The following is a 15,176-nucleotide window of genomic DNA, read 5'->3' as shown; positions in this document are numbered from 1 at the left end:
TCAGGCGGAAAGACGTTCTGCGGTGGTCTCCATAACTCTGGCGCGGATTTCAACCTTGCCCTCCGCTGTCAGGCGACCCTCCCAGGTCCGCAGGGATTTGCTGGGATCTTCAAGGCAGAGCCCGCTTTCCAGATTGAAGTGCTGTTTGTAAAGCGGGGAAGCGACAACGAGCTGCCCCCGGAGGTCCCCCATGATGCCGCGCCCGATGATATTGGCTTTCGAGAACGGGTCATGGTTGTCCACGGCAAAAACACGAGCCATCGTGGTTTCCGTTTCCGGCAGGTAAAACAGGGCGATCTGTGCACCTTCATACCAAGCAACCACGCCTGATTTCGGGACCAGATCGCTGGTGTTGCAGAGGGCTGTCCACTCCACAGGGCCGGGTTCTTCAGGAACGGCCGCCTGATTTGGGGCTGGCTTGACCTGATCCCGCTCAGGAACAAGCTGAACGTTTGGATCGGGGCGGCTGTCATTGACGAAGGTGCGGAAGCGTTTGAGCTTCTCGCTGTCCGTCAGGGCATCTTTCCATTCACAGTGGTATGTTTCGACCACATGTTGCATCTGACGTTCCAGCTCTTCGGCAATGCCAAGGCTGTCCTTGATGATGACGTCCTTGAGATAATCCAGACCGCCCTCCAGGCCTTCCCGCCAGACAGACGTGCGCTGGAGCTTGTCTGCGGTGCGAATGTAGAACATCAGAAACCGGTCGATGTATTTCACGAGCGTTTCTGAATCGAGATCGGTCGCGAACAGCTCTGCATGGCGAGGACGCATTCCGCCATTGCCACAGACATACAGGTTCCAGCCATTCTCCGTGGCGATGATGCCCACATCCTTGCTCTGTGCTTCGGCGCATTCACGGGTACAGCCGGATACGGCGAATTTGAGCTTGTGTGGGGAACGCAGCCCCTTGTAACGGTTCTCCAGATCCAGCGCTTTGCCGACGCTGTCCTGCACCCCATAACGGCACCATGTACTGCCAACGCAGGATTTTACGGTCCGGGTAGACTTTCCATAGGCGTGCCCTGTCTCAAATCCTGCATCCAGAAGCTCTCCCCAGATTTCAGGAAGCTGATGCAGTTGGGCTCCAAACAGATCGACGCGCTGGCCACCGGTGATTTTGGTGTAAAGGCCATATTTCTTTGCGACCTGCCCGAGGACAATCAGTCTGTCTGGGGTAATTTCCCCACCAGCAATGCGGGGAACCACGGAATAAGTGCCGTTCTTCTGCATATTGGCCATGAACGTGTCGTTCGTGTCCTGCAAAGGAATATAGAGCGGGTCTGTGATGGGTTTGTTCCACGCAGAGGCCAGGATCGAGCCAACGGTTGGCTTGCAGATATCGCAGCCAAGACCCCCGTTACCATGGCGCGCCATCAGCTCTTCAAAGCTGCGGATTCCATGGACACGAACCAGGGAATAGAGCTCCTGACGCGTATGGGAAAAATGCTCGCAGAGGCTGTGATCGACCTCAATGCCTCTGGCTGCCAGTTCCGTTTCGAACACGCTTTTGAGCAGGGCTGCGCAGCCCCCGCAGCCTGTACTGGCTTTTGTGCCCTGCTTGAGCGCAGCAAGGTCAGCGCATCCCGCGTCGATAGCGTTACAGATCGAGCCTTTCGTGACGTTGTGGCAGGAGCAGATCATGGCCGTATCGGGCAGGGCATCCGCACCCAGGAGTTCTGCCCCTTCACCACGCGGCAGGATCAGTACAGCAGGGTCAGCCGGCGGCTTGATACCATTCTGAACATACTGAAAGATGGTGTCATAATAGGAGTTGTCTCCGACGAGGATCGCCCCTGTCACGCGCTGGCCATCCGCAGAGAGAACGAGGCGGCGATAGGAGCCGTCTGCTTCGCCGATAAAGCGATAGCTCGTCGCGCCGTGCTCACGGCCATGTGCATCGCCGATCGAGCCGACATCCACGCCCTGAAGCTTGAGCTTGGTAGACATGTCCGCCCCCGTGAAGGCCGCGTCTTCTCCGGCCAGCAGGGAGGCCACAGTGCGCGCCATGGTGTATCCCGGCCCGACCAGACCAAAGACCTGATCCTGCCAGAGGGCGCATTCGCCTATGGCAAAAATGTCCGGATCGGACGTCCTGCACTGATTGTCGATCACGATGCCGCCACGGGCTCCCACAGCCAGCCCGCAGGCCCGCCCGAGTTGATCCGTGGGGCGGATGCCTGCGGAAAAGACCACCATATCGGTTTCAAACGAAGGACTGTCTGCAAATATCAGACGATGACGATGCTGCTCCCCTGCAACGATTTCTCTGGTCGCATGGGATGTTCTCACATCAATCCCGAGTGCCTCGATACGTCTGCGGAGGGCGCGTCCTCCGTCTTCATCGAGCTGTGCGGACATCAGATGTGTTCCAAGCTGGACGACGCTGACCTCCAGACCAAGAAGTTTCAGGGCGTGAGCGGCTTCCAGACCAAGCAGGCCCCCACCAATGACAGTTCCGTGGCGAGCTCCTTCGGCTGCAGCCCGGATAACGTCCAGATCTTCAAGGGTTCGGTAGACCAGTCCCGCAGTTCCGGTATTGCCCGGGATTGACGGTACGAAGGGCGTGGAACCGGTCGCCAGGATCAGGGTGCTGTAGGGCAGGACGCCTTCCTCGCTTTCAACGGTCCTGGCGTCACGGTCGATCTGCATGACAGGAACACCCAGATGCATGGTGATGCCGTGAGCCGAGTGAAAATCTTCCTCATGCAGACGCAGGGCCAGCGCATCCTGACCCGTCATGTATTCCGTCAGATGAACGCGGTCATAGGCATGGTGGCGTTCAGCACCAAAGACATGGATTTGATGCGTTTCATGCAGTCCGTGCATGACGAGCTGCTCGGCGCAGTAATGTCCAACCATCCCGTTGCCGATGATGATGATGTTTTCTTTCATGGTCATCCGTCCGTTCTGTGGGTCAGTCATGGTCAGAACTTGAATTCGAGGGTCTGCATGTAGAATGCGTCGCTCTTTGCGCCTGCTGCGTGCATGCTACGGGACGCGATGAAGCCCACGATGTCGTGCGTCCAGGTCCAGTGCGGAGCAAAATTCCAGGCAAGCTGCGTCTGGGGAGCAGCTCCGATAAAGCCGCCGGATAACCCATTGCGCCAGGAATAGATCTTGCCTGTGCCATAAACCGCATCCTGTGTGCTTTCCCGCCAGAAGAAAGGAACATGCAGCTTGAAGTGGAGGTTTTTCTGTAGGGCAAACGTTGCGAGAGGCCCTACACCAATCAGGTTCTGGGACGTCACGGACAATGTGACGTCATTGTAGTACGGCAGGGGAAAATAGGGGGAGGCAAATGTTCCGATTGCTCCATCTTTGCTCTTGTACGAACCGCCGGAGAAAAGGTCTGCCTGAAGGCCAGCGCTTGGCTTTGTCGGAAGATCGGGTCGGTTATACAGCAGAGATGCATTGACGGCATAAGCCCGTACGGCGCGGGTTGGCTGGCTTTCCTGTGCTGGCCGAAACTGGCCTCCCTGAAACACACCGCTCAGACTCGTCGAGAAAGGGCCGACATTTCCCCATAGTCGCATGCCGACATTGTCTCGGCGGCTGGAACCTGCCTCTGTACCCGTTGTCGTCGGGATAGATGCAGTGGAGCCACTGTAGAGATAGCCGATGTAAAAGACGTCTGCGAAAAGCTGACTCTTCTTTCCCATGGCTCTGAATGCAGGAAGCGCCGTGGACGTCATGGCGCCATACATCCGGGCACTGTAGTTCGTGCCGTCCCCAAAGACAGCGTCTGGTAATTTATTGGTCTGCATGAAATCGAACAGATCCACCCGAAAACGTTTCCAGATGGCATAGCCACGGAAGCCGTCCCAGGTTTGCTGAGCATTGGTCAGGTCTCTGGCAGACTGCATGAAGACTGGCGTATCAAGGAATACCTGACGACCGCCAATAATACCTGCCTTGGCACCCAGAATATTACTCTTGATTTCCAGAATACCCTGCTGCAGATCCAGTCGCTCTCTTTGAACGCCTGTCTGATAACCATACGTATTAGAGCCCCCTGCAATGCCATACAGAAACTCGGCATAGGCGCGGACATGCTCCCCCAGATGGAGATCCGCGCCATACAGATTGCGAAGAAGAATACGGTTGGCGTTGGTTTTGCCTGCCGTTCCCATCAAGGGTTGATTTTCATAGATGTAACGGAAGCGTTCCTCCGCGTTCAGAGACAGCCAGATACTTCCGCTCTCATTCAAACGAATGTATTTCAGGCGATTGAACCAGTCATTTCTGCGCTGTTCTGGCGGCGTGTTGACAATATCGCTCCAGTCTTCCGCCCAACGAACCTGACCAAAGCCCGCCATTGACCCGAAACCGGAAGCGGCTCCGTTCCCCGCATTGAAAACGCCCCAGTCCGGGGAGTGGAGAGGCCGGGTCTGCTGAGAATAAACCGTCTGGCTGACTGCTTTTACTTTTGATGTTCCGGTCGGGTGAATTTTCGTGCTGGAGGGAGGGCTATCGTCAGCTTTCAAAGAACTGGAGAATGCCAGCGCTCCCAATGCGAGACCTGCCAGAACTGGGGCATAGGGACGGGGAGTAAAAATGGAGAGGCCAGCCATCATGCTTTCTCCATCCAGCGACGATGACACAGACCAACGGAGAGACAGGCAATCAGGCAAATCCCGGCAAAGGTAAGAAATCCAGGCCCGTAGGAATTGACGATCTGCCGGGCTTCACCAAGTGACAGGGCCAGATAAAATCCGCCAACACCGCCAGCCATTCCAACCAAGCCTGTCAGAATGCCGACCTGACGTGGGAAACGGGTTGGCACAAGCTGGAAGACGGCTCCATTTCCCAGACCGAGTGTCAACATCCCGAAGAAGAATGCCGGGAAGGCGAGATAAATCGTCGGCAGCCCGAGAGAGATGATGCCAAAGCAGAACGCTGCGATTGCATACAGAACGGTCAGAGCCTTTGTCCCACCCACGCGATCGGCAAAAGCTCCGCCAACCGGCCGCACAAAAGAGCCGACGAAAACGACAAACGCCGTGCATGCACCGGCAAGTGCGGGTGAAAGGTTGTACTGGTCATTAAAATAGATGGTCAGGAACGACGCAAGACCAACGAAACCTCCGAAGGTTACGCTGTAAAAAAACATCAGCAACCAGCTATCGACTGACCCCAGAACGGGGCCCCATGCGCGCAGGCCGGGGGATGGCGGTCGATTGGCAGGTTCTTTGGCCAGAACGAGAAAAAGCAGCAGAACACAGATGAGCGGAAGCGTCGCAAGTCCTATGACATTGCGCCATCCGACCAGAACCGCAAGTCCAGGCGCAAAGAGGGAAGCCAGAGCAGTTCCTGAGTTGCCTGCGCCAGCAATACCGAGCGCGGTGCCTTGATAATGTGGGGGATACCAGACAGAGGCGAGGGGAAGAGCAATTGCGAAAGACGCGCCTGCAACGCCAAGAATACCCGCAAGCCCAAACATCTGGGGGTAGGTATGCGGCGCAAGGTACCAAGTCAGGGCAAGGCCGATAATGACCGTAAGCTGTGCGGCAATCGCAACACGGCGAGGTCCGAACACGTCCACGAGGCCACCTGCCAGCACGCGAAACCCGGCCCCAGCCAGGACTGGAGTTGCGACAAGAAGGCCTTTCTGCCCGGCATTCAGATGCAGGTCATGCGCAATGGCAATGCCGAGAGGGCCCAGCAACACCCAGATCATGAATGAGACGTCGAAATACAGAAAAGCGGCCAGCAGGGTTGGTGCGTGCCCGGCTTTCAGGAAGCCTCTGTCCACAATACGTTTCCAGATGAAGCATCGAATAAAGCTGCTTCATCGCCCTTTCGGGGCCAGTGGACCGCCATTGATCCACCCCATGCGTCTCTGTCCTGACCGGACAAACCTAACACCTCACCGCCACTGACGAAGTGTCATCATACTGCAGGAAGAACACTATATTATGGAATGATCCGATGTCAAAATAATAATATTCTTCTGGGTCAGCTCTGACCGACACTCAGTTTCCCCCGCGTTCCCGGAAGGAATATTGCAGGACGTTCCCTGTTGGAACGTAAATCGTGGAAGGAAAGAAAGCATTACGAATTGAAAGAAATGCAATGGGTGTTAGGCAACCATGGCGATATGACGTCATACACGATGACAGATGCCCGACCGTCTTTTCACCAGACATCTGTCATGTCGTCACCGTCATGATCTGGCTATAAATTTGAAGTCTAAGAAGCAGCCTGATGGCGATTGCCATCATGATTGGTGATGAACATCAGAGTTACTGAAACCGGGGCATCCTGCCGGTGCCAGGTCTTTCCCGGAATAACCAGAACGTCTCCCTGCGTTGCTGTGGAGCTGGCTTCACCATCTTCCGTGCGAAGAGTCAGCGTTGTTTCTCCCTCGACCACAAGAAGAAATTCATCGTTGGGGTGTTCTTCCCAAGGGGTAGAACCCTTGAAACGCAAAAGTCCAACGTCATGTGTTCCAAACGGGAAAAGCATTTTGAGCCCGTTTGACGAAACGGTTTCTGTTTTTTTTTCGATATCAATAACCGATAGATCGGCGGCTTCTTTAGGGAGATTGAAGATAGTCATGAGTGTCTCAATTTATTGGATGTTTGCATAGAGGACGGCTTGCTACCACACAGGCCCGCAAGTTTTCTGGTTACTGACACCACAAGCAAGAGCGTGAATGCACCAGCGATCCATGTAATCAGAAAGCTTCTGTTGTATCCGACGACAGATGCTAGTGGAGCAATCGAGATGCCAGCGAGGACATTCGCCAGACTTTCCCCGCACTGGAGAAAGCTGTAGTCCATTCCGGGTCTTTCTTCCGAAGACCAATTCATGAGCGTGGCCCAGACGGAGACATAAAACCCTCCATCAATAAAATTTTCTACGCCAAGGCCTATATATAGAAGCGCCGGGGTTGCAATATTCGCAGCCTGTAGAAGCACGAGGGCTCCAAGTAGAAGAGTGGAGGGCCAGATGAGCACACCCACAGCGCGACGACATCCCAGAAATCTGACGGACGGAAAACCAATGAGCGCTCCGCCCAGAGCCCCACAGATGATGTTGGACATCTGTAGTGTTCCGGCAAACTCCAGGCTGAAAGACCTGTCGATCAGCCAGGGCTGAAGCAGCATGGCAATGGAGGAGCTTGCAAACTTGAAGGCAATGGCCATCAGGAATGCCCAGAGAAATCCCCGTTGTTGAAAGAGATCCATGAATCGAGATGGTTTTTGAGAGATATTGGCCGGTTCGATGCAGGCTCTTAATGGCAGAAGTGCCAACCACAGAATGGAGAGTTCACACGCCATCCCCCACATGGCGCCGGACCAGCCGAAGCGCTCATAGATGAAGAGCGATCCTGTCCCACCAACCACCATACCCAGCAGAAATGAAATAACCTGTAGAGCATTGGCCAGTCCGGCATCGCGGCCCTTCATATGGGATACGACGCAGGCATTTGTGAAAATATCCTGCGTGGCAAAAATCGTGTTCAGAAGCAGGATGCCCGACAGGGCCAGCAGAAAATACCGGTCAGGGGAGGCGAATCCCAGAAGCAGGCAGACAACCACGGCTGACACATGCGTCCATACTGCGAGATTTCCGTAACCCCATCGTTTGCCAGCATTATCGGCCAAGCTGGACCAGAAGCATTTCAATGCCCAAGGGAGAAATATCAGTCCTGTCAGGCCAATCTCTTTCAAGGGCGTGCCGCCGTGGCGCAGAATGCTTGCAAACGCGTTGAAGGCCAAGCCTGCTGGAATGCCCTGAGCGCCATACATGAATCCGATGGCCAGAAAACGCCTAAAGGGCGTTTTTCCGGCCTCGTCTCCGGTTCCAATATTCTGGCTGGAGTATAATGCGGTCTCCATGTCAGAAATTCACCCCGACGCGGAAGCCAAGCTGACGCGGATTGGCGGCCACGACATATCCACCTGACAGACCGCGTGTAAAATAGCTCGAGTTGGTCAGGTTGTGTCCGTAAAGCGCTACAGTCCAGTGTTTCCAGCGTTTCTCGATCTGCGCATCAACGAGTACATAAGGTGCGTTCTGGATACTGCTGCTGGGGTAGAGTGTTGTCCGTCCGCGCCGCACAACGCTTGCGTTGACGGTCCAGTCGGGAGCAGGATGCCATTCGCCCGAGAAGCCGAAATTGCTCCGTGGCGTCCCGGCCATCTGTTTGCCGCTGTAATCCGTGCCACCGAACACGAAGCGATCATAGGCAGCATAAGTTAGCCCAAGGAAAGCGTTAAGCTGAAGCGTGTCGAGCGGCTTCCAGTGTGCTGTTGCTTCCATACCTCGTGAATGTGCGGTGCCGGCTGTCCCGATAAGGGATTCCCCTGCGCCATTGGTTGCGGAAACCTGAAGGTTTGAGAGGAAATTTGCAAAGCCCGTGGCTTCCACGGACCATCGACCCGTGAGATCTCCGAGCCGGTAACCCAATTCAATATTATTGCCGTAACTGGAGGCATAAGGCACTGAAACCGTGCTGCCATAGGACCCGTAAGGGCTGTAGTTCGGAGGCAGAAGTGAGCGTGAATAGCTTAACCACCCGAACTGGCTCAGCTTCCCGGAAGGCTGGGGAGTGTACTCAAGTTTCAGGCCGGGGAGAGGCGCAGTCTTGGAAAGCGTCTGCCGGGGGAGGCTCTCCTGCATGCTGTAGACGTAGGGCGTGTCTCCGCTCATGGAGCTAGTCCAGTTGCTGAGAGAACTATCAACATGCTCGATACGCAGTGAGGGCACGAGACGCCAGTTCTTCAAAAAATGCCAGCCCAGTTCACCCATGAAGGCGACGTTGGCTGTTCCCAATGTCGCAGTCGTGCGGCTGGCATAGTAGGGCGACATGTCAAAATCATAGGGTGCCCAACGTTTGACCTGCTGCCCATAGATCCCACCTTTCCAGTCCAGGGTTCTGGAGGTTCCTGACAGCATGACGGAACCGCCAATCTGGCGTGTTGGTAACGTAAAGCCGGAGTTGGCGGAAAAAACGGAGTAGGGGTTGCTGTAGCGCCAGTCGGTGGAAGTCCCTCCGAACGTAACATCGAGAATGGCGTGTTGGCTGAACTTCCGGTGGTATTGCGCGGAACCGATGAGGTACTCCGTATCGTTCACACCTTCCGATGTATTATAGGAAACGTGGTTACGGGCATTCTCTGGAGTTTCAAAGTAATCATTGCCGCCGTGGTTCAGCATATGATGCAGGCTGAAGCGCCATTCTCCTCCGGCATTATCTTTGTGCAGTAGCTTGATGCGGCCAAACCAGCCGTGCCACCCCCCTGTATCACGCCGGTTCAGGGCGCGGTTATGGATGTAGCCATCAGCAGTTTCTCCGCCGACCGATAGGCGCAGGCTGGTGGAAGCGTTAATGGGAAGATCACCCGAAAATGTTGCCCGTTTACGGTTTCCGGTTCCGTATTCGAAATCCAGCGCTCCCGCCAAACGGTTTCCTGGATCACGTGACTGGGCTGAGACCATACCGCCAAATGCATTGATGCCCTCCGTAAGTTGAGGGCCGCGCAGGACGTCCACATTGCTGAAATCGAACATCTGTCCCATGGCAAAACTTGGGACAGGTACGCCATCAATCAGAACTGTCGTGTAAAGTACAGGCCCTTCATCTTCCGTGCCACCAAGCCCACGTACCATCAGAACGGGATTGTTGGCCGTTGTGTTGGTGAAAGAAAGATTGGGAACCCGTTCAGCGATGTCGCCCAGAGTTTGCATTCTGTAAGCCTGCATGTCCTGGGCAGAAATACGGGTTGTGCTGACGGGGGAAGTAAAGGCAGAGCGCTTGCCCCATACAGTGAGAGTGTCCTTGGTGTTCAGACATCGAGCTGCAGGATTTGAGGGGCTGCCTCCGGGTTTGTGGACGCATTTTACTGTTGGTTCTTGTGCCGCCCATCCAGAGACAGGCAGCGCAGTCAGAGCCGTACAAACGAAGGTCAAGGAACTGACATTCCGCACACGGGAGCTGTTCCTGAGCCTTGGAAGGGGGAGGTTTTTATTCATGGTTCGTGATGATAATAATTCTTATTATCTTCGCTACCCGGATCAGTCTGTTTACCCCGATCGGACAGGAAAGGCCGCTCCTTGATGGCAGACGTCAGCTCAACCCAGGTTCATCAACCGCACCCGGACCGTGTTGCGGGGACATCCCTACGGTATCCGCACTCGCAGTGCTTTCCCGGAGGTCTGCAGACGAGTGGGTTTGTGGCAGCTCGGGCGGATGAGTTGAGCGGTTATTTCGACGAGCCTGGCCTGACAACCCGTTGCACGGTCATTCTGTCAGGGGCATGCAGTATGAAGGCAGGCGGTCAGAGCCATTATTTCCAGGCCTGTGATCTTGTCCTGGCTCATACATCTCCTGAGAGTTTTACATTTGAGAACAGTGCAGAGTTTTCCGCTCTCGAAATCCATGTTCCATCGCTGTTCCTTGAACAGCTGAAGATTGAATCTCTTTCTGGCATCCAGACACGATCATTGGGCCTTCAGGACCCAGTCATAAAAACGGCCAGACAACTTTTTGGTTATTTGCGTGCCACGCAACGTTCTTGCTCGCAGGCTCGCGGCTCTGACATGTTAGTCGGCTACGGATTGGCAATGACCACACTGGGGCATGCCTTTACGCCGAGGAACATGAAGTTACCGCAGTTGAATGCGAGGACTACGGCGTCTCTCGAAAATGCACGGCTGGCTCTGCTGAAACACTTTGATCAGGCCCCCACGATCCCGCAACTGGCAGCGATGTGCGACCTCAGCCAGACGCGCTTCAAGGAGCTGTTCCGCCAGCAGTTTGGGTGTGCACCCTACGCTCTTTACCAGATGCATCGGATGGAACATGCACGCCATTTACTGCAACAGAAAAATGTAACAGAAACAGCAATGGAGCTTGGGTATAGCAATGTAAGCCACTTTAGTGCGGCTTTTCAGAAGCAGTTTGGATGTACTCCAAGAAAATGGCAGTGCCAAATATTATAAAAACTACTTTTGATATCGGTCAAAATTTTTATCAACTTCCTTTTTTGAAGTTTGTCGAAGAAGACTGGAATACCAAGAAATATTTGTACTTCTATTAATAAGCTAAAAGACGTAAGGCTTGTCTTTGTCCCATATTGTCATGAACTGTTTTTACGCGAATGAGTCTGCCTATTTTCTGCCGTCGGTAATTGGTTGGTAAACGCAGAAGGCCGGATGATGCCCTGGTTATGTATAACGCCCGATATCAGTGGATTTTACCAAATGTCTGGAAAAAACTGACATGTCCAATGCGTTCCCCCGTTATTTTCATGAAAGGGCAGGACTGTTGGGAGGAACTGGGCGCCTAGGGATAAAGGCAAGATATTCTTGACCGATGTTCGCTCAAACTGTCAGAAGATCGGAATGAAGATTGCAGACAAACAAGATGCAGCAAGACGTCATATCGTAGAAGCGGCGCGCCCTCTTATTGGTGCGCGTGGGTTTTCTAACGTTGGAATTTCACAAATCCTTGAGGTTGCCCAAATCCCCAAGGGGTCATTTTATCACTATTTTGAGTCCAAGGAAGCATTTGGAGAGGAGCTTCTCCGGCAATATGTGTCCGACTACCTGGCGAACATGGATCATCTTTTTATGGAACCCGAAGGCTCGGGCGCAGAACGGCTCTTCGCGTATTGTCGTTTCTGGTGGGACACTCATGTCGACGGAAAAGTTGGCGATAAGTGTTTGATTGTAAAGCTTGGTGCGGAAATTTCGGATCTCTCGGAACCCATGCGGCAGGTGCTTGAAGCTGGAACAGAAGCTGCCATTGAGCGCATTACGATCTTGATGTTGCGAGGTCAGAAAGACGGCTCCATTCGCTCGAACGCCGAGGCCCGAACCTTAGCTGCAGCCGTTTACCAAGGGTGGTTGGGAGCAACACTCATGGTGAAGATCACACGGTCATCACATCCATTTGATACAGCTTGGGTGGCGACTCAAAGGGTTTTGGATCATACCTGACAGCGGCAGCACTGAGCCAAAGCTTTTGTGAAGACGCCATATAGTTGACCGGTCTAATAATAGTAGACCGGTCAACTATATGGCTGAAACAGGTGTGATGATACAAATGTCGACCTTCATGATGCTCGTTATGGTCAGCGCTCCAGCGTTTTTTCTCTGCGAAAGAGCAGGAACCGGCGTTTTCCGGTTCTTTCCTGCATTTCCTACAGCCTGAGGTAAAGATGGCCTACGCAAGCACAAATCCCTATACGGGCGAAGTCGTTGCGACATTTGCAGATGCGACAGATGAAGAAGTTCAGGTTGCACTTTCTGAAGCACATTCTGCTTATGAAAGCTGGCGTGAAACATCTTTCAAAGACCGCGCCAATGTCATGGCAGCTGCGGCAGCAATCCTGCGTCGGGACATTGATAAGTATGCCCGGCTTGGAACGCTTGAGATGGGAAAGATATTTGAAGAGTCCAAAAAAGAAGTCATTCTTTCGGCAGAAATATTTGAATACTATGCCAAGTACGCGGAAGAGCTTCTGAAGCCGGAAGTTCTTCCGGTTGCGGACCCTGCCGAAGGAAAGGCAATCCTGGTGCACGAGCCTCTTGGCATTGTGCTGGCCATCGAACCTTGGAATTTTCCATTTTACCAGGTTGTTCGCATTATTGCTCCCCAGCTTTCAGCAGGAAACGCCGTCCTGCTGAAGCACGCGTCCAACTTGCCGCAATGCGCAGCAATTTGCGAAGACCTGATGATTGAAGCTGGTCTTCCCAAAGGGCTATTTCGTAACCTTTATGCAGCGCGTCCTCATACTGCGATGATCCTGAACGATCCTCGTGTCTGTGGCGTGGCTTTGACAGGTTCCGAGGGGGCTGGTGTGGTCATTGCCGGCACAGCGGGCAAGGCGCTCAAGAAGGCCACAATGGAACTCGGTGGCGCGGATGCCTTCATTGTTCTTGATGATGCAGATGTTGAAAAAGCTGCAAAATGGGCTGTCATGGGGCGTCATTGGAACGCTGGCCAGGTCTGTGTTTCAGCAAAGCGCATCATCGTCGCCGATACTCTCTATGACCGCTTTCTCGAAATTTACAAAAAGGGCGTGGCTGAACTGAAGGCAGGCGACCCGATGGACCCCTCCACCACACTGGCTCCGCTTTCCTCACAGGGGGCTGCTGACGATTTGAAAAAGCAGGTGGAAGAAGCCAAGGCGCATGGTGCCAAGGTAGAAGTCATAGGAGCGCCGGTTCCTGAGAAAGGGGCTTTCTTTCAACCGCTTCTGATGACCGGTCTGGACGAAAACAACGAAGCTCGCCACTGGGAGTTCTTTGGCCCCGTCACACAGCTGTACCGTGCAAAAGACGAAAACGATGCCATTCGCATCGCCAATGATTCTCCCTACGGTCTGGGTGGCGCTATTTTCACGGCCGATGAAGAACGTGGTGCCCGTGTGGCAGCAAAAATTCGCACGGGAATGGTTTTTGTGAACCATCCTCTGATTCCAAAAGCCGATCTTCCCTTTGGTGGTATTGCACGATCAGGTTACGGGCGTGAACTCATCGGTCTGGGTATCAAGGAGTTTGTTAATCACAAGCTGATCAATATCGTGGATATTGACGCCCCAGTTTGATGTAAATGAGGCATGGAAAGAAGGGGAATAGTTCTTTTCATGTCTATCGAATAATTTGAAGCTGGACGTGACAAAGGATCTGTATTTCCAGAAAATACAGATCCTGATCATAGAACTGCTCAATACAATCCCGAAAACCAGATCAATTCCTTTTGGAATACTCCTTGCAAGAGGCCTGAAACGTATGGCGTCCAAACCTGAAATTCTGATTGTTGGTGGAGGTGTAGCCGGTCTTTCACTTGCGACGCGTCTTGGTAAAACAATGGGTAGGCATGGAAGAGCGCGGATCACACTGATTGACAAAAGCTTTTCTCATGTCTGGAAGCCAATGTTGCACTGCTTTGCATCCGGGACGGTCAGTAATGAAAATGATCGAGTGAATTTCATCTCTCAGGCAAGCGGACATCACTTTGAGTTTTGGCCTGGAGAGGTTGTCTCGATTGACCGCGAAAAACGCGAGGTTGTGTTAAGCCCGCTTCATGCCTCGGACGGAAGTGTTGTACTGGAAAGCCGTAGTATCCGGTACGATACCATTGTTATTGCCATTGGCAGTTGCGCAAACGACTTCGGAACCCCGGGTGTCAAGGACCACTGTCTTTCCATTGATAATCTGGTGGAAGCCAATGTTTTCAATGAGAAATTCCGCATGGAACTTCTGAGAGCATTTGCCAATAATTCTGAGCTGGATATTGCGATTGTAGGTGGCGGGGCTACTGGAACACAGCTTGCAGCCGAACTGCATAAAGCGCTCGAGATTGTCGGGCCGTACAATCTTCATGCATTCGGTGGGCCGCCTCCCAAACTGCGCGTAACATTGCTGCAGTCTGGCGCCCGCATTCTACCGGCTTTTCCTGAATCCGTTTCTGAGGCTGCGCAGAAAGAGCTTGAGTCCATTGGTGTGACAGTTCGGACTTCCGCGCGCGTTGCTGCTGCTGACGCCACAGGCTTCACGCTTAAGGATGGAAGTCATGTGACAGCGAAACTTCGTGTCTGGGCGGCCGGCGTCAAAGCTCCGCAAGTTACAACAACTTATGGCGGTTTACCGCTTAATCGGACAGGTCAGATCCTGACGCACCCCAATCTGTGTTCCATTGACGATGATAGAATTTTTGCTGTTGGAGACTGCTCGTTCATTTCAGACGATCCGTTGCCAGCAACTGCCCAGGTCGCGCGGCAGCAGGCGCGTCATCTGGCCCGACACCTTCCTGCATTTATAGAAAACGGACAGCCGGTTCCAGGATGTGTATTTCACAACAAAGGTGCGATTGTCGCACTTGGCAAGTATAATGGTTGGGCTGCTCTGCCCGGTGGTACGGTCTGGGGAGGCGGCATATCGCACGGTCTTTCTGCACGTCTGGGGCACGCCATGCTGTATCGCCAGCATCAGGTTGAGTTGTTTGGCCTCTATCGTGGGCTTATTTCATGTTATTCGAACTGGGTTGAAACATTTGTTCGTCCATCGATTAGACTGGATTAAACCAGTCTAAAACTCTCTCCATTGATTGTTGTTTTTCCTTACGACAGCCATGATAGGTTGGAGATATATTTTAGCAGTGTCATAGGCGCCTGAAATCAGTCTTGCTTCTAGAGTTAGATATTATTGTTGATATT

10 protein-coding genes are annotated in these 15,176 nt (G+C 53.4%); 4 read left to right on the top strand and 6 right to left on the bottom strand.

Going from position 1 to position 15,176, the window contains the following annotated elements; genetic code table 11:
- The 6 genes from nirB to GFR01_RS10260 form a co-directional block, all read right to left on the bottom strand.
- Positions 1 to 2,901, bottom strand: coding sequence for a nitrite reductase large subunit NirB (gene nirB, locus GFR01_RS10285; RefSeq protein WP_099182379.1), 2,901 nt, complete (start codon positions 2,899 to 2,901; stop codon positions 1 to 3).
- 26 nt (positions 2,902 to 2,927) lie between these two features.
- Complete coding sequence (locus GFR01_RS10280; RefSeq protein WP_099182378.1) at positions 2,928 to 4,574, bottom strand: alginate export family protein; 1,647 nt, start codon at positions 4,572 to 4,574, stop codon at positions 2,928 to 2,930.
- Entirely contained in the window at positions 4,574 to 5,755 is a 1,182-nt protein-coding gene (locus GFR01_RS10275; RefSeq protein WP_099182377.1) for a nitrate/nitrite transporter, read from the bottom strand. Before GFR01_RS10275 ends, GFR01_RS10280 begins: the two co-directional genes overlap by 1 nt.
- Before the next feature lie 437 nt (positions 5,756 to 6,192).
- Positions 6,193 to 6,561, bottom strand: a complete 369-nt coding sequence (locus tag GFR01_RS10270) for a cupin domain-containing protein (protein ID WP_099182376.1) — start codon at positions 6,559 to 6,561, stop codon at positions 6,193 to 6,195.
- Entirely contained in the window at positions 6,558 to 7,847 is a 1,290-nt protein-coding gene (locus GFR01_RS10265; protein ID WP_099182375.1) for an MFS transporter, read from the bottom strand. Before GFR01_RS10265 ends, GFR01_RS10270 begins: the two co-directional genes overlap by 4 nt.
- A 1-nt stretch (position 7,848) precedes the next feature.
- Positions 7,849 to 9,939 carry a TonB-dependent receptor gene (locus tag GFR01_RS10260; RefSeq protein ID WP_373317620.1) on the bottom strand — a complete coding sequence of 697 codons (2,091 nt, stop codon included), beginning with the start codon at positions 9,937 to 9,939 and terminating at the stop codon, positions 7,849 to 7,851.
- A 336-nt stretch (positions 9,940 to 10,275) separates the two neighbouring features.
- Here GFR01_RS10260 and GFR01_RS10255 point away from each other — a divergent pair, with 336 nt between their 5' ends.
- The 4 genes from GFR01_RS10255 (at position 10,276) to GFR01_RS10240 (ending at position 15,042) form a co-directional block, all read left to right on the top strand.
- Entirely contained in the window at positions 10,276 to 10,953 is a 678-nt protein-coding gene (locus GFR01_RS10255; RefSeq protein ID WP_167384238.1) for a helix-turn-helix domain-containing protein, read from the top strand.
- A gap of 402 nt (positions 10,954 to 11,355) precedes the next feature.
- Positions 11,356 to 11,952 (top strand): TetR/AcrR family transcriptional regulator, encoded by a 597-nt coding sequence (locus GFR01_RS10250; RefSeq protein WP_063903898.1) that lies wholly within the window; start codon positions 11,356 to 11,358, stop codon positions 11,950 to 11,952.
- Between the two features lie 221 nt (positions 11,953 to 12,173).
- On the top strand, positions 12,174 to 13,565 hold the full coding sequence (locus GFR01_RS10245; RefSeq protein ID WP_099182373.1) for an NAD-dependent succinate-semialdehyde dehydrogenase: 1,392 nt from the start codon (positions 12,174 to 12,176) through the stop codon (positions 13,563 to 13,565).
- A gap of 184 nt (positions 13,566 to 13,749) precedes the next feature.
- Entirely contained in the window at positions 13,750 to 15,042 is a 1,293-nt protein-coding gene (locus GFR01_RS10240; protein WP_099182493.1) for an NAD(P)/FAD-dependent oxidoreductase, read from the top strand.
- Positions 15,043 to 15,176 lie beyond the last annotated feature (134 nt).

Origin of the sequence: Gluconobacter frateurii, assembly GCF_002723955.1 — a bacterium.
Taxonomy (GTDB): domain Bacteria; phylum Pseudomonadota; class Alphaproteobacteria; order Acetobacterales; family Acetobacteraceae; genus Gluconobacter; species Gluconobacter frateurii.
The sequence above is the reverse complement of the archived record's forward strand: the minus strand, read 5'-3'. Positions and strand labels throughout refer to the sequence as shown.